This window comes from Xanthobacter sp. DMC47 (assembly GCF_056313845.1).
In genome coordinates this window covers 313,113-328,463 of sequence record NZ_JBQUZM010000001.1, presented here as the reverse complement: position 1 = coordinate 328,463, position 15,351 = coordinate 313,113, and the positions used below count along the sequence as shown (strand labels likewise).

Below are 15,351 nucleotides of genomic sequence, written 5' to 3'. Positions count from 1 at the left end.
GAGGTCGGAGGTTTGGGCGCCAGATAGCAGAACGGCAGGGCCGGCGCGAATCGGGACGCCGCCGCGGCCCCTGCTTTCCCCAGTGTGACAGAGCCGGCGAGCGAGGGGAACAGAATGGCAACAATTGAGCCATGCCCGCCCGCGCTCGACGCCGCGCCTCTCCTCTGGCTTCATGCGCGCGTGAACATAGCCGTGCCGAATCGCCTCTTCCTCGACGTCGCCCGCTCCGCCACCGGCCGCACCTGGCGGGAGCGCTTGGACGTGCGCGGGGGGCAGACGGCGCTCGCCATGGCCCAGCGCTTCGGCATCAGCGAGCTTCTGGCCCGCGTGCTCGCCGCCCGCAATGTGCAGCTGGACGAGGTGGAGCGCTATCTCGACCCCTCCATCCGTACCCTTCTGCCCGATCCCGATACCCTCACGGACATGCCCGCCGCGGTGGCGCGGCTCGCCCGCGCGGTGACGACCGGCGAGCAGGTGGCGGTGTTCGGCGATTATGATGTGGATGGCGCCTGCGCCACCGCCCTCATGGTGGGCGTGCTGCAGGCGGGCGGGCTCGATCCGTTCTTCCACATTCCCGACCGCATCTTCGAGGGCTACGGGCCGAACGTGCCGGCCATCGAACAGCTCGCCGCGCGGGGCGTGACGTTACTGGTGACGGTGGATTGCGGCACCACCTCGCTGGAGCCGCTCGCCGCCGCGCAGCGGCTCGGCATGGATGTGGTGGTCATCGACCACCATCAGGCCGGCGAGACCCTGCCACCCGCCACAGCCATCGTGAACCCGAACCGGGAGGACGACCTCTCCGGCCTCGGCCATGTCTGCGCGGCGGGGCTCGCCTTCGTGGTGGCGGTGGGCCTCGTGCGGGCGCTGCGCCAGAACGGGCATTTCAATGCCGAGCGTCCGGCGCCGGACCTGCTGGACGCCCTCGACATCGTGGCGCTGGCGACGGTGGCGGACGTGGTGCCGCTCATCGGCCTCAACCGGGCGTTCGTGGCGAAGGGGCTCATCGCCATGCGCCGGCGCACCCGCATCGGCCTGACCGCGCTGATGGATGCGGCGCGGCTCGACGGGCCGCCCCGGCCGTTCCACCTCGGCTTCCTCATCGGTCCGCGCATCAATGCCGGCGGGCGCATCGGCGAGGCGACGCTGGGCGCGCGCCTGCTGCTGACGCAGGACCCCGCCGAGGCGCGCGGCATCGCCGCCGAGCTGGACCGCCTCAACGCCGAGCGGCAGGAGGTGGAGCGCGCCATCCTCGCCGCCGCCGAGGCCGAGGCGCACGCGGCGCTCGGCATCTCGGAAGAGGGCGCGGTGGTGGTTGTGAGCGGCGAGGGGTGGCACCCCGGCGTCGTCGGCCTCGTCGCGGCGCGGCTGAAGGAGCGCTTCCAGCGCCCGGCTTTCGCCATCGCCTTCAATGGCGAGACGGGCACAGGCTCCGGCCGCTCCATTCCCGGCGTGGATATCGGCCGGGCGGTGCGCGGCGCGGTGGAGAGCGGACTGCTGGTGAAGGGCGGCGGCCATGCCATGGCGGCCGGCCTCACGGTGGAGCGCCGCCAGCTCGGGGCGCTCCGCGCGGAGCTGGAGCAGCGCCTCGCGCCGGATGTGGAGCGCGCCCGCGCCGAGGGCACGCTGTCCATCGACGGCGCGATGACCGCGCGCGGGGCGACGGTGGACATGGTGGAGACGGTCTCCCGCGCCGGCCCGTTCGGCGCCGGCAATCCCGAGCCCGTGTTCGCCTTTCCCGGCCATCGCATCAGCTATGTGGAGAGCTTCGGCGCCGGCCATGTGCGCGCCCGCATCTCCTCGCCGGACGGCACGACCCTGAAGGCCACCGCCTTCCGCTGCGCCGAGGAGCCGCTGGGCCGGGCGCTGCTGGCCGCGCGCGGACGCAATCTGCATGTGGCGGGGTGCCTCGACATCGACACCTGGCAGGGCGAGACGCGGGTCGCGCTGCGCATCCGCGATGTGGCCGAGGCCGGATGAGGTTCAATCCGTGAAGGTGTTTGCGTGAAGGTGCTGCTCGCCGTCCTCCTCTGCTTCAACGCCGGCTTCGTGGATGCGGCGGGCTTCGTCGCGCTCGGCGGGCTGTTCGCGGCCCATGTCACCGGCAATTTCGTCACCATCGCCGCCTCTCTGGCTCATGGGGAGGCGCCATCGCTGGCGAAGGTCCTGGCGCTGCCGGTGTTCGCCATCGTGGTGCTGTGCGCGCGGGAATTGAGCCTGTTCCTCGCCCGGCGCGGGCGGGACGATTTCCGTATCCTGATGGCGGCGAAGCTGGTGCTGCTCGCCCATGCGGCGCTGGTGGCGGTGCAGAACGGGCCATTCTACGACCACGACTCTCCCGCTGCCGTGATGATGGGCATGACCCTGGTGGCGGCCATGGCGCTGCAGAATGCGCTCCACCGCACCCACCTCACCGACTCGCCGCCCTCCACGGTGATGACGGGCACGTTCACACAGGTGCTGGTGGACATCGCCAATCTCTGGCGGCCGCTGGAGGGCACGAACATCCCCGCCACCCGCGCCCGCCTCGGGCGGATGAGCGCTTACCTCGCCGCCTTCCTCTTCGGCTGCCTCTCGGCCGCGCTGCTCTATCGCGCGGTGGGCATGTGGTGCCTGTTCGTGCCCACCTTCGTGGCGGTGGCGGAAATCTTCACGCTGGGGCCGGACGCGGCGCCGGAGAAGGACAAGGCGTAATCGGGCGGGGCCGGATCAGCGCTCTTCCGACACCCGAAGCGCCGTTCGCCCGGTAATCTTCCGCTTGCGCGGGGCGGGTTTCCCATCGGCCGGAACGGCTTCCGGCAGTGGGGCGGCGGGCGCAGCAGGAGCGGACGCAGAAGCCTTGCGCGACGACGCCTTCTTCGCCGGCTTGGCCACCGGAGCGGCCGGGTCGCGGCTGGCGTCGGCTAAAGCGAGCAGCGCCTTCACCCGGTCGCCGGGCTGGGCGAGGGCCGGGGCATGCGGATCGACGCGCGTCAGCAGCGCCTTGGTCTTGGGCGCCGGCACCCCGTCCAGCGCCTCGGCGAAGGCCGCGGGGCCGAGCAAAGCGCGGATGGCGCGCAGGGCTTCAAGATCGGTGCCGTCCGCCACCAGTTGCGCGCGCACGATCTCGTTCACCGCCTTGCGCGCGAGGTTGCCGCCGGCCGGAAACAGGCTGGCCCGGCCGCCGATGGCCGCGAGCAGAGCGAAGAAATCCGAAGTCTCAGCCATTGAGCCGCCTCCGCGTCTCGTTCACCAGATCACGCACGGCGTCCACCGCATTGTACCATTTCTGCTCGAAGGAGGGGGCGTAGGGAAAGTTCTCGGGGTCCATCGCCCGCTCGATGGCGGCGAGGTTGCGGACCTCGGTGTCGAAGATTTCGTAAACCGCGCCGTCCTCTGCCGCCTCTTCCCGCAGGCTGATGAGCGTGTCGCGGTGCTGGATTTTCTGCGCATGCACCCGGCTCGCCAGCACCAGCGGGAGGCGCTTGGGCTGGGGCAGGGCCGAGCGCGTGACATGGGCGTTCTCCCACACCGAGGCGCGGAAGGCGTCGAAGCCGAGCGTGGAGAGATAGTCGGGAATGGTGGGCACGATCACCATGTCGGCAAGGCGGATGGCCACCTCGGTGAAGGCGGAGATGCCCGGCGCGCAATCGAACAGCACCACGTCATAGTGCGCGCGCAGGTAGCCGAGCGCCTCGTCGAGCACCTTCAGGGACTGGCCCTCCAGTGAGCGCAGCCCGTAATTCTTCTCTGCCAGCCGCAGCACGATCTCGCGCTCCAGCAGACGCAGGCGGGGGCTCGCCACCACCATGTCGATGGCCAGTTCCTCACCCGCCTTCATCACGTGGCAGATGTGCGGCGTGACGTATTCGGCGATGGATTTGCGGTCGCCGTAGAGCAGCCGGTCGGCGAGGAAGGACGTGACCGACTGGCGCCGGTCGAGGATGGCGCGCAATTCGTCGTCATGGGCGAAGCAGTAGGAGGCGTTGGCCTGCGCGTCGAGATCGACCACGGCCACCCGCGCGCCCTGCTCCGCGAAGCCTTCCGCCAGCATGACCACGGTGGTGGTCTTGCCCACGCCGCCCTTCATGTTCGCAACGGCGATCACCTGCCCCCCGGCATCCGCCATCTCTGCACCACCCTCGCAACCCATGTTGCGCCGCAACCTAAAGGCGATGCTGCACCTGCTCAATAGAGGCCGGTCAAATAATAGAAGCCGATCACGAAGAAGGCGGCGGTGGTCTTGATGATGGTGACGGCGAAGATGTCGCCGTAGGACTGACGATGCGTCAGGCCGGTCACGGTGAGCAGCGTGATGACCGCGCCGTTGTGCGGCAGCGTGTCCATGCCGCCGGCGGCCATGGAGGCGACGCGGTGCATCACCTCCAGCGGGATGCCATAGGCGTGCGCCTCGGCGATGAATTGCTGCGCCATGGCCCCGAGCGCAATGGAGAGCCCGCCCGAGGCCGAGCCGGTGATGCCGGCGAGCGTCGTCACCGTGATCGCCTCGTTGATGAGGGGATTGGGGATGGAGGTGAGCGCCGCCTTGATGACGAGAAAGCCCGGTAACGCCGCGATGACCGCGCCGAAGCCGTATTCCGTCGCGGTGTTGAGGCCGGCGAGCAGCGCGCCGCCCACCGCTTCCTTGGAGCCGCCGGCGAAATGTCCGGCGATGGCCCGGTAGCCGAACGCCACCACCGTGAGGATGCCCAGCAGCAGGGCCGCCTCCACCGCCCAGATGCCGGCCCAGACGTGGGTCTCAACGCTCACCGCCGGGCCGCCTTGAACGAGCGTGGCGCTGGCCTGCGGCCCGAACCATCCGGGGATGTGCCAGGCGAAGAACAGGTTCGCGAGGCCCACCACCACCAGCGGCAGCACGGCGAGCAGCGGCGGCACGGGCGGGACGCTGTCGTCCGGCAGGCTCTCATTGAGGTGGCCGGTGCCGTAGCCTTCGCCGGCGCGGTGGGCCTGCATCCGGCGGAATTCCAGATAGGCGATGCCTGTCACGAAGATGAAGATGGAGCCGACGATGCCGAGGATGGGCGCCGCATAGGCTGTCGTGCCGAAGAAGGCGGTGGGGATGATGTTCTGCAGCTGCGGCGTGCCGGGCAGCGTATCCGCCGTGAAGGAGAAGGCGCCGAGCGCGATCACCGCCGGCAGCAGGCGCTTGGGGATGCCCACCTGCCGGAACATCTCCGCCCCGAACGGATAGAGCGCGAACACCACCACGAACAGCGAGACGCCGCCATAGGTGAGCACCGCGCCCACCAGCACGATGGAGACGATGGCCCGCGTCGGACCCAAAAGGTTCACCACCGCCGAGACGATGGAGCGCGAGAATCCGGCCAGCTCGATGAGCTTGCCGAAGATGGCGCCGAGCAGGAAGACCGGGAAGTAGAGCTTGATGAAGCCCACCATCTTTTCCATGAACAGGCCGGAAAAGATCACCGGTACAGCGGCCGGATCGGTGAGCAGCACCGCGCCGATGGCGGCGACGGGGGCGAACAGGATGACGCTGAAGCCGCGATAGGCCACGAGCATCAGGAAGAAGAGCGCGGCGAGGCAGACGACGAAGCTCATGGCGGTCCATCCGGCGCAGGGTGGGTAATCCCTCAAGCGGGACAGTAATGCGCCCTACGGCCGAGCACCAGCTTCGGAAATCATAAGAATTGTTGCACTGCAATGGTTTGCCGCCGCCTCGGCGTGCGACGGGGCGGCCTCATTCCCTGCCCCTGTCGCGGCGCGACCCGGGCGTCACCGGTCGCGCCGCTGCACCCGCTCAATAGAGGCCGGTGAGATAATAGAAGCCGATCACGAAGAACACCGCGGCGGTCTTCACCAGCGTGATGGCGAAGATGTCGCCATAGGCCTGCCGGTGGCTCAGGCCGGTCACGGCGAGCAGGGTGATGACGGCGCCGTTGTGGGGCAGCGTGTCCATGCCGCCGGAGGCCATGGAGGCGACGCGGTGCAGCACCTCCATGGGGATGCCGGCCGCATTGGCCTGGGCGATGAACTGCTCCGCCATGGCCGCGAGAGCGATGGACAGGCCGCCCGAGGCCGAGCCGGTGATGCCGGCCAGCGTGGTCACGGTGATGGCCTCGTTGACCAGCGGATTGGGAATGGCCGACAGGGCCGACTTTATGACAAGGAAGCCCGGCAGCGCCGCGATGACCGCGCCGAAGCCGTATTCGGTGGCGGTGTTGAGGCCCGCGAGCAGCGCGCCCGACACGGCATCCTTGGAGCCGGTGGAGAATTTGCCGGCGATGGATTTGAAGCCGAACACCGCGACCGTGAAAATGCCGAGGAGCAGCGCGGCTTCCACCGCCCAGATCGCCGCCCAGGTGCTGGTCGGCACGCTGACGGGGGCCGCGCCCGGAACCAGCGTGGCGGTCGCCGTGGCGTCGAACCACTGCGGGATGAGGCGAGCGAAGATCAGGTTGGCGATGCCCACCACCACCAGCGGCAGCAAGGCGAGAAACGGGGAGACGAGCGGCACGGTGTCGTCCACCACCACCTCGTTGAGGTGGCCGGTGCCGTAGCCTTCGCCGGCCTTCGCGGCCTGGCGGCGGCGGAACTCGAGGTAGGACAGCCCCACCGCGAGGATGAACGCGGTTCCCACGAGGCCCAGGATGGGCGCGGCATAGGCGGTGGTGTGGAAGAAGGTGGTTGGGATGATGTTCTGGATCTGCGGCGTGCCGGGCAGCGTGTCCATGGTGAAGGAGAAGGCGCCGAGCGCCACCACCGCCGGCAGGAGCCGCTTGGGGATGCCCACCTGCCGGAACATTTCCGCGCCGAAGGGGTAGACGGCGAACACCACCACGAACAGCGAGACGCCGCCGTAGGTCAGCAGGGCGCCCACCAGCACGATGGAGAGAATGGCGCGGCCCGGCCCCAGCAGCTTCACCACCGCCGAGACGATGGACCGCGAAAAGCCGGACAGCTCGATGAGCTTGCCGAACACCGCTCCCAGCAGGAACACCGGGAAGTAGAGCTTGATGAAGCCCACCATCTTTTCCATGAACAGGCCGGAAAAGACGACCGGCACCGCGGCCGGATCGGTGAGCAGCACCGCGCCGATGGCGGCGACGGGGGCGAACAGGATGACGCTGAAGCCCCGATAGGCCACGAGCATCAGGAAGAAGAGCGCCGCAAGGCAGACGACAAAGCTCATGGGATGAATCCGGTGGAGGTAAGAAAGCGATCGGACCGGACACTAGTGCGGCCCGCGACCGGACACAGCTTGTCCATTGGTATGGGGGTCCTGATGGCCACCTGCACCGCCTGCTTGGCGGCTGTTGCGACGGCCATGGTCCTGCCGAGGCAGTATGCGGCTGATCCGGCGGATCGGCATCGCAGATGAAAAAAGGCCGCGCCTGATGAGGGCGCGGCCTTTTCGCATCGGGTCGGGATCACGGCCTCACGGCATCAGCGCGATCTGCTCCAGGCCCTCGGTCTCCGGGAAGCCCATGACGAGGTTCATGTTCTGCACCGCCGAGCCGGACGCGCCCTTCACGAGGTTGTCCAGCGTGGAGATGATGACGGCCCGGCCGGGCACGCGGTCCGCTACCACGCCGAGGAACACCATGTTGGAGCCGCGCACGTGGCGCGACTGGGGCACCTGGCCGAAGGGCAGGACGTGGACGAAGGCCGCGCCCTTGTAGAAGTCGGTCAGGATGCGGTGCAGGTCCTCGGCGGTGGCGCCGGTGGTGCGCACATAGATGGTGGCGTAGATGCCCCGGTTCATGGGCGAGAGCACCGGCACGAACATGGGCCGCACCGGCCGGCCGGCGGCCTTGGAGAACTCCTGGTCCAGCTCGCCCATGTGGCGATGGCCGGAGACCGCATAGGCGTGGATGCCCTCCGACACCTCGGAGAACAGCATCGCCTCCTTGGCCGAGCGCCCGGCGCCGGACATGCCGGTCTTGGAATCGATCACGATGCTCTCTGGCTCCAGCGCGCCGGCTTCCAGCAGCGGCACGATGGGCAGGATGGCGGTGGAGGAATGGCAGCCGGGATTGGCGACGAGGCGCGCCTTCTTGATCTCGTCGCGATAGATCTCGGCGATGCCGTAGACTGCCTCCTTCTGCAGCTCCAGCACCTGATGGGGATGGCCGTACCATTCCTCATAGGCGCCGGGATCGGAGAGGCGGAAGTCGGCGGAAAGGTCCACCACCTTCACGTTCGGCGCCGCGTCGAAGACTTTCTTGATGACGAGCTGCGTGGTGGCGTGCGGCAGGGCGCAGAACACCACGTCGACGGCGGTGAAATCCACCTCGTCGATGGTCACGAGCTTCGGCAGCGGGAAGGGCGCGAACTGGGGGAACACCTCGGCCATGGACTGGCCGGCCTTCCGATCCGCGGTGAGGGCGACGATCTCGACGCGTGGATGGCGCAGCAGCAGGCGCACCAGCTCGGAGCCGGTGTAGCCCGAGGCGCCCAATACCGCGATCCTTGCCTTTGCGTCAGACATCTTGCTCTCCCGAAGGGTCTCCCGTCGCCCGGCCGCAGCCGGCGAACGGGGCCAAGGTGCTTACACCCAATCCCACGTCAGGGAAACGACAGGCGCGCGCATGGCCGTTCCGCGCTCGGCGGTTTCCCTCTCCCGCCCGAACTCGGCTGCTGCCGAGTTCGGTTCGTGAAGGTCGAAGTCGGCAGCAGCCGACTTCTATGGGAGAGGGTGGATCGCGGCGACGCCGCGAGACGGGTGAGGGGGCTGGCGCCGCGAAAGCAGGGGTCGGGGCCTCGCACCCGGAATACCCCTCACCCCCAGCCCCTCTCCCGCAAGGGGAGAGGGGAGGAGAGAAACAAGGTCCCCTCAAGCCAGGCCGAACTTGGAGAAGTCGCGGTGCTCGGTGGCGATGCGGCGGACGGTGCCGGTGGCGGCGCGCATGACAATGGTGTCGGTGGAGATCACGTCCCGGCCGAAGCGCACGCCCTTCAGGAGCGCGCCGTCCGTCACCCCGGTGGCGGCGAACAGGCAGTCGCCGCGCACCATCTCGTTCAGCTTGTAGATCTTGGAAAAGTCGCTGATGCCCAGCGCCTTGGCCTGGGCGCGCTTCTTCTCGGTGTCGAGCACGAGGCGGCCCTCCATCTGCCCGCCGATGCAGCGCAGCGCGGCGGCGGCCAGCACGCCCTCGGCGGCGCCGCCGAGGCCGAGATAGATGTCGATGCCGCTCTCGTGCGGGTTGGCGGTGTGGACCACGCCGGCCACGTCCCCGTCGGTGATGAGCTTGATGGCCGCGCCGGTCTTGCGCACCGCATCGATCAGCGGGCCGTGGCGCGGCCGGTCGAGGATGAGGGCGGTGACGTCGGAAGGCGGCACGCCCTTGGCCTCGGCCAGCGCGCGGATGTTGTCTTGCGGGCTCTGGGAGAGGGAGACGATGCCCTCGGGATAGCCCGGCCCGATGGCGATCTTCTCCATGTAGCAGGGCGGCATCTTGAGCAGCGAATCACGCTCGGCGAGCACCAGCACGCAGAGCGAGCCCTCCATGTTCTTGGCGCAGAGGGTGGTGCCTTCCAGCGCATCGACCGCGAGATCCACCTCGGTGCCGCCGCGCCCCAGCGTCTCGCCGACGAACAGCTGGTCGCACTCGCCCTCGATGCCCTCGCCGATCACCAGCGTGCCGGAGACCGGGATCTCGTTCACCTCGCGGTGGCAGACGGACATGGCGGCGATGTCGGCGGCCTGCTCGTCGCCGTGGCCGCGCAGGCGGGCGGCGGCGACGGCGCAGCGCTCCATGGCCTGGGCCATGTCGAGGGCGAGACGGCGGTCGAGCACTTGAGGCGTCCTCTGGGTCCGGGCACCGCTCATGAGGTCGGTCCTTCTGGTTCTGTCACGCGCTTCCGGATCAGTCCTTCTCGATCCGGATGACCTGGGGCAGGGAGGCGACCACGCCGTCCGCCTCGATGGCGGCGATGGCGCGGCGCACGGCGGCCTCGGTCGTGGCATAGGTGATGAGGATCACGTGCGCCGTATCGGACGGCACCGCGCCGCCCGGCTGCCGCTGCACGATGGATTCCAGCGAGATCTGCTCGTCGGCCATGCGGCGGGTGATGGTGGCGGCCGTGCCCGGCTTGTTCACCACGGCGAGGCGAATGTAGTAGCCGCCCTCGTGCCGCTGCATGGCGGCGCGCTCGGCCTTGGCGAGGCGGTCCACCGGCAGGCCGAAGGCATAGCCCCTGGCGCCGCGCGCGACGTCGAACAGGTCGCCCACCACCGCGGAGGCGGTGGCATCGCCCCCGGCGCCGGGGCCGACCAGCGTCAGCGTCACCGCGTCGCCGTCCACCGCCACCGCATTGGTGACGCCGGAAACCTGCGCGATGGGCCAGTGCTTGGGCACCATGGTGGGATGCACGCGCTGCTCGATGCCGGTGTCGGTCTTGACCGCCACGCCGAGCAGCTTGACCCGGTAGCCGAGATCGTCGGCCGCCTCGAGGTCGGCGAGGGTGAGCTGGCGGATGCCCTCCACATAGATCGCCTCCGCATCCACCTGCGTGCCGAAGGCCAGCGAGGTGAGGATGGCGAGCTTGTGGGCGGTGTCGAAGCCGTCGATGTCGAAGGTGGGGTCGGCCTCCGCATAGCCGAGGCGCTGGGCCTCCGTCAGGCAGACGTTGAACGAGAGCTTCTCGTCCGCCATGCGGGTGAGGATGTAGTTGCAGGTGCCGTTGAGGATGCCGGACACGCGCTCGATGGCGTTGCCCGTCAGCGCCTCGCGCAGGGTCTTCACGATGGGGATGCCGCCCGCCACCGCCGCCTCGAAATGCAGGCCCGCGCCTCCGGCCTCGGCCCGGCGGGCCAGGTCCACGCCGCATTTGGCGAGCAGCGCCTTGTTGGCGGTGACCACCGGAATGCCACGGTCCAGCGCGGCAGCGACCGCGGCCTTGGCCGGATCGCCGTCGCCGCCCATAAGCTCCACGAATACGTCGATGTCACCCTCGCGGGCGAGCGCCACCGGGTCCTCGAACCACGCCACGCCGGAGAGATCGAGGCCGCGGTCGCGGCTGCGGTCGCGGGCGGCCACGGCGGTCACCTTCACGGTGCGCCCGGTGCGCGCCTCCAGCTCGCCGGCGCGGCGTTCGAGCATGCGGAAGACCGCGGCCCCGACGGTGCCGAGGCCGGCGAGGCCCACTTTCAATTCGCTCATCTGTCCGTCCGGTTTCTGTCCGCGGCTGGCCGTCATAACACAGCCCGCGCTGCGCGAGGTTCCGGCTGTTGCCGGAACGCTCCATGGTCGATGGCCAGCCCGACCGGCCCCGTCCTCAGCCGGGGCCGATGGCGAAGGTTCAGCGCGCGGCGCTGAGCGGAACCACGTTGTGCAGCGTGGTGCCGGCCTGCTCGAAGAAGCGGCGGACATTGCGTGCCGCCTGGCGGATGCGCTGCTCGTTCTCGACCACGGCGATGCGCACGTAGTCGTCGCCATGCTCGCCGAAGCCGACGCCGGGCGACACCGCCACCTCCGCCTTCTCGATGAGGAGCTTGGCGAATTCGACCGAGCCCATGGCCCGGAAGGGCTCCGGGATTGGCGACCAGGCGAACATGGTGGCGCGGGGCACGGGGATGTTCCAGCCGGCGCGGCCGAAGCTCTCCACCAGAGCGTCGCGGCGCTTCTTGTAGGTCTCGCGCATCTCGGCGATGCACTCCTGCGGGCCGTTGAGCGCCGCAGTGGCCGCCACCTGGATGGGGGTGTAGGCGCCGTAGTCGAGATAGGACTTCACCCGCGAAAGCGCGGCGATGAGGCGCTCGTTGCCCACCGCGAAGCCCATGCGCCAGCCGGCCATGGAATAGGTCTTGGACATGGAGGTGAACTCCACCGTCACGTCCATGGCGCCCGGCACCTGCAGCACCGAGGGGGGCGGGTTGCCGTCGAAATAAAGCTCGGCATAGGCGAGGTCGGAGAGGACGATGAGGTCGTTCTTCTTCGCGAAGGCCACCACGTCCTTGTAGAACTCGAGGTCCGCCACGCAGGCCGTGGGGTTGGACGGATAGCACAGCACCACCGCGATGGGCTTGGGAATGGAGTGCTGGACCGCCCGCTCCATGGCGTGGAAGAACTCCGGCCCCGGCTCGGCCGGAACCGAGCGGATGACGCCGCCGGCCATCAGGAAGCCGAAGGCGTGGATGGGGTAGGAGGGATTGGGGGTCAGGATCACGTCGCCGGGGGCGGTGATGGCCTGCGCCATGTTGGCGAAGCCTTCCTTGGAGCCCAGCGTCGCCACGACCTGCCGGTCGGGGTCCAGCTTCACACCGAATCGCCGCTCGTAATAGGCCGCTTGCGCCTTGCGCAGACCGGGGATGCCCTTGGAGGCGGAATAGCGGTCGGTGCGCGGCTTGCCGATGGTCTCTTTCAGCTTCTCATAGACATGCGCCGGCGCGTCGAGGTCCGGATTGCCCATGCCGAGGTCGACGATGTCCACCCCGGCATTGCGGGCGGCGGCCTTCACACGGTTCACTTGCTCGAACACGTAGGGCGGCAGCCGGCGAATGCGGTGGAAATCGGTCGTCATCTCAATGGCTCCAGAGGCCGCGCATGTTGTCTCCCGGCGCGGCAGTCGGGCTTTGTAGCACTGTTCGGTGAATGAAAAAGCCTTGATTGCGGTGGCGATGGGGCGATGGCCCGCATATCGCACCGCACAATGCTCCGACTCCCACGGGGCAGCGGCGACTTACTGGGCCTGCTGCACCTGCTTCGCCTGCTGCTGGCGGGCGAGGCGTTCGAGGTCGCGCTGCAGCTTCTGCTGCTGCTCGGGGGTCAGCGGATCGCGCCGTTCGGCGGGCGGGGCGCCGAGCGTGGGGAAATGCGTGGCGTCCACCTCCGGCACCGAGGTCTGCGGCGGCGCGAGGCCCGGGATGTTCGAGCCGGCGCAGGCGGACAGGCTCGCGCCGAGGGCGAGAAGAAGCGCGGCGCGCAGAGTCGGGACGACACGGCCTCGTGCCGTCGGGGAGAAGAAGTCCATTGTCCGTTCCGGCTGGCTCCCGGTCCCGGCGGTGACGATGCCGGGGCGAGATACCTCCTGAGGGGCCACTGCCGTGCGGGCATACCGCACACTCGACCAAGGAGGTGTGTCTAAGGGTGCCTCTGGCGTGGCCGTGAGGCTCGATCCTGTCACTTTCACACTCTAGAGTATGAAGGAAGCGCAGGCAGCGATAAAGATGGGCTACGTTTCGTAACGGCCCGCGAGCAAGACCCGCGAGAGGAAACGCGAATGTCCCGTGTTGAGGAAACGCCTAACGTATCCGCCGCCCCGATGATGCCGGTAGAGGCGCCCCCGCATCTCAGCGTTGTCCCCCCCGCGGCCCAGCACAGCGCGTCTCCCGCCCCCGAATCCGCGCCGGCCCCCAAGGTCGAGGCGCCGAAGGCCAGCGCGGGGCCGAAGCCCGCGGCCGACGGCCCCTCCGAGGGCGCCCGCCCCGGCCTCGACATCGAGGCCTTCTCCCAGAATCTCGCGCAGATGGTGGACGAGGGCGGCAAGGCGCTCGCCGCCTATCTCGGCCCCCGCACGCAGGCGAAGACCGACGATCTTGCCGAAGAGATCGCAGACGCGCTCAAGACCGTGGGGCAGGTCGCCGAATACTGGATGACCGATCCCCAGCGCTCGCTGGAGGCGCAGACCCGCCTCATGGCCGGCTATCTCTCGGTCTGGACCAACACGCTGAAGCGCCTCGGCGGCGAGCAGGTGGAGCCGGTGACCGCGCCGGACGCCCGCGACGCCCGCTTCAAGGACGAGGGCTGGCGCGAAAGCCCCATCTTCGACGCGCTCAAGCAGGCCTATCTCGTCACCAGCCGCTGGGCCGAGGACATGGTGGAGGAGGCCGAGGGCCTCGACGCCCACACCAAGCACAAGGCCGGCTTCCTGGTGAAGCAGGTAACGAACGCGATCTCGCCCTCCAACTTCGTGATGACCAATCCGGAGCTGATCCGCGAGACCTTCTCCTCCTCCGGCGAGAACCTCGTGAAGGGGATGAAGAACCTCACGGAGGATCTCGTCGCCGGCAAAGGCTCGCTCAAGATCCGCCAGTCGGATCTGAGCGCGTTCGAGGTGGGCCGTAACCTCGCCACCACGCCGGGCAAGGTGATCTACGAAAACGATCTGATGCAGCTCATCCAGTACGAGGCCACCACCGGCAGCGTGAAGAAGATGCCGCTGCTGATCGTGCCGCCGTGGATCAACAAATTCTATATTCTCGACCTGACGGCGGAGAAGTCCTTCATCCGGTGGCTGGTGGACCAGGGCGTCAGCGTCTTCGTCATTTCCTGGGTCAATCCCGATGCCCGCCTCGCCGAGAAGGGCTTCGACGATTACATGCGCGAGGGCATCATGGCCGCCCTCGACAAGGTGGCGATCGCCACCGGCGAGCGGCAGGCCCACGCCATGGGCTATTGCGTCGGCGGCACGCTGCTCGCCACCACGCTCGCCTACATGGCCGCGACGGGGGATGACCGCATCGCCTCCGCCACCTTCCTCACCACCCAGATCGACTTCACCCATGCGGGCGATCTGAAGGTGTTCGTGGACGAGGACCAGCTCGCCGCCATCGAGCGCAAGATGAAGCAGACGGGGTATCTCGAAGGCAGCAAGATGGCGTCGGCCTTCAACATGCTGCGCTCGAACGATCTGATCTGGCCCTATGTGGTGAACAACTACATGAAGGGCAAGGCGCCGTTCCCGTTCGACCTTCTGTTCTGGAACGCCGATTCCACCCGCATGCCGGCGGCGAACCATTCCTATTACCTGCGCAACTGCTACCTCACCAACAACATCGCCCGGGGCCTTGCGGAGCTTTCCGGCGTGCGCATCGACATGACCAAGGTGAACGTGCCGGTCTATTCGCTGGCGACGCGGGAAGACCACATCGCCCCGCCCAATTCGGTGTTCATCGGCGCCAACATGCTGTCCGGCCCGGTGCGCTACGTGCTCGCCGGCTCCGGCCACATCGCCGGCGTGGTCAATCCGCCGGCCAAGATGAAGTACCAGTACTGGGCGGACGGCCCCACCGGGCCGAGCTACGATTTGTGGCTTCAGGGCGCGCAGGAGCACAAGGGCTCCTGGTGGCCGGACTGGCTGAACTGGTTCTCCAGCTACTATCCCGACGACGTGCCCGCCCGCGCCATCGGCGGCGGCCACTTCACCCCCATCGAGGACGCCCCCGGCCGTTACGTGCGCGAGAAGAGCTGAGGGTTTAGGAACCGTCGCCCTCCGGCTAGACCGGAGGGCCCATCCATCCGCCGGAGCCACCCCGCGGGCAGTGGGACAAACGTGGCCATGGGTCCTCCGGTCGAGCCGGAGGACGACGGCAGGCGTGGCTTGGCCCCCTGGGCACAGCCCCTGTCGCCACCGCCAGCCCGTTCTTGCCCGCTGCGGCGCTTCTCTTTT

The 15,351-nt window shown here is 68.6% G+C and carries 12 protein-coding genes; 3 read left to right on the top strand and 9 right to left on the bottom strand.

What is annotated here, in order from left to right:
• Positions 1-114: 114 nt before the first annotated feature.
• Positions 115-1,980 carry a single-stranded-DNA-specific exonuclease RecJ gene (gene recJ / locus ACT54R_RS01550; RefSeq protein WP_476322773.1) on the top strand — a complete coding sequence of 622 codons (1,866 nt, stop codon included), beginning with the start codon at positions 115-117 and terminating at the stop codon, positions 1,978-1,980.
• A 24-nt stretch (positions 1,981-2,004) separates the two neighbouring features.
• A complete protein-coding gene (locus ACT54R_RS01545) occupies positions 2,005-2,694 on the top strand; it encodes a YoaK family protein (protein WP_476322770.1) in 690 nt (229 codons plus the stop codon).
• Between the two features lie 15 nt (positions 2,695-2,709).
• Here the strand turns inward: ACT54R_RS01545 and ACT54R_RS01540 are convergent, their stop codons facing one another.
• From ACT54R_RS01540 to ACT54R_RS01500, 9 genes are all read right to left on the bottom strand, one after another.
• Positions 2,710-3,207, bottom strand: coding sequence for a hypothetical protein (locus ACT54R_RS01540; protein ID WP_476322767.1), 498 nt, complete (start codon positions 3,205-3,207; stop codon positions 2,710-2,712).
• Entirely contained in the window at positions 3,200-4,108 is a 909-nt protein-coding gene (locus ACT54R_RS01535) for a ParA family protein (RefSeq protein ID WP_476322764.1), read from the bottom strand. The genes ACT54R_RS01540 and ACT54R_RS01535 overlap by 8 nt, the downstream gene beginning before the upstream one ends.
• Positions 4,109-4,167: 59 nt before the next feature.
• Positions 4,168-5,559 (bottom strand): GntP family permease, encoded by a 1,392-nt coding sequence (locus ACT54R_RS01530; protein ID WP_476322761.1) that lies wholly within the window; start codon positions 5,557-5,559, stop codon positions 4,168-4,170.
• A gap of 199 nt (positions 5,560-5,758) precedes the next feature.
• Positions 5,759-7,150, bottom strand: a complete 1,392-nt coding sequence (locus tag ACT54R_RS01525; RefSeq protein ID WP_476322758.1) for a GntP family permease — start codon at positions 7,148-7,150, stop codon at positions 5,759-5,761.
• Between the two features lie 246 nt (positions 7,151-7,396).
• Positions 7,397-8,449, bottom strand: a complete 1,053-nt coding sequence (argC, locus tag ACT54R_RS01520; RefSeq protein ID WP_476322755.1) for an N-acetyl-gamma-glutamyl-phosphate reductase — start codon at positions 8,447-8,449, stop codon at positions 7,397-7,399.
• Positions 8,450-8,794: 345 nt separating this feature from the next.
• Positions 8,795-9,790, bottom strand: a complete 996-nt coding sequence (gene glpX / locus ACT54R_RS01515) for a class II fructose-bisphosphatase (protein ID WP_168458216.1) — start codon at positions 9,788-9,790, stop codon at positions 8,795-8,797.
• A gap of 37 nt (positions 9,791-9,827) precedes the next feature.
• Positions 9,828-11,123 (bottom strand): homoserine dehydrogenase, encoded by a 1,296-nt coding sequence (locus ACT54R_RS01510; RefSeq protein WP_476322752.1) that lies wholly within the window; start codon positions 11,121-11,123, stop codon positions 9,828-9,830.
• Between the two features lie 139 nt (positions 11,124-11,262).
• Positions 11,263-12,483, bottom strand: coding sequence for an LL-diaminopimelate aminotransferase (locus ACT54R_RS01505; protein ID WP_476322749.1), 1,221 nt, complete (start codon positions 12,481-12,483; stop codon positions 11,263-11,265).
• Positions 12,484-12,642: 159 nt separating this feature from the next.
• Positions 12,643-12,933: a hypothetical protein gene (locus ACT54R_RS01500; protein WP_476322746.1), complete on the bottom strand. Its 291-nt coding sequence runs from the start codon at positions 12,931-12,933 to the stop codon at positions 12,643-12,645.
• 249 nt (positions 12,934-13,182) lie between these two features.
• On the opposite strand from ACT54R_RS01500, the gene phaC reads away from it, so the two are divergent.
• Positions 13,183-15,153 (top strand): class I poly(R)-hydroxyalkanoic acid synthase, encoded by a 1,971-nt coding sequence (gene phaC / locus ACT54R_RS01495; protein ID WP_476322743.1) that lies wholly within the window; start codon positions 13,183-13,185, stop codon positions 15,151-15,153.
• The last annotated feature ends 198 nt before the right edge of the window (positions 15,154-15,351 follow it).

Coding starts and splice junctions, on each gene's coding strand:
- recJ (WP_476322773.1), top strand. CDS start 115: ATGGCAACAATTGAGCCATGCCCGCCCGCGCTCGACGCCGCGCCTCTC.
- phaC (WP_476322743.1), top strand. CDS start 13,183: ATGTCCCGTGTTGAGGAAACGCCTAACGTATCCGCCGCCCCGATGATG.
- glpX (WP_168458216.1), bottom strand. CDS start 9,790: ATGAGCGGTGCCCGGACCCAGAGGACGCCTCAAGTGCTCGACCGCCGT.
- ACT54R_RS01540 (WP_476322767.1), bottom strand. CDS start 3,207: ATGGCTGAGACTTCGGATTTCTTCGCTCTGCTCGCGGCCATCGGCGGC.
- ACT54R_RS01525 (WP_476322758.1), bottom strand. CDS start 7,150: ATGAGCTTTGTCGTCTGCCTTGCGGCGCTCTTCTTCCTGATGCTCGTG.
- ACT54R_RS01505 (WP_476322749.1), bottom strand. CDS start 12,483: ATGACGACCGATTTCCACCGCATTCGCCGGCTGCCGCCCTACGTGTTC.
- ACT54R_RS01500 (WP_476322746.1), bottom strand. CDS start 12,933: ATGGACTTCTTCTCCCCGACGGCACGAGGCCGTGTCGTCCCGACTCTG.
- argC (WP_476322755.1), bottom strand. CDS start 8,449: ATGTCTGACGCAAAGGCAAGGATCGCGGTATTGGGCGCCTCGGGCTAC.
- ACT54R_RS01510 (WP_476322752.1), bottom strand. CDS start 11,123: ATGAGCGAATTGAAAGTGGGCCTCGCCGGCCTCGGCACCGTCGGGGCC.
- ACT54R_RS01530 (WP_476322761.1), bottom strand. CDS start 5,559: ATGAGCTTCGTCGTCTGCCTCGCCGCGCTCTTCTTCCTGATGCTCGTG.
- ACT54R_RS01535 (WP_476322764.1), bottom strand. CDS start 4,108: ATGGCGGATGCCGGGGGGCAGGTGATCGCCGTTGCGAACATGAAGGGC.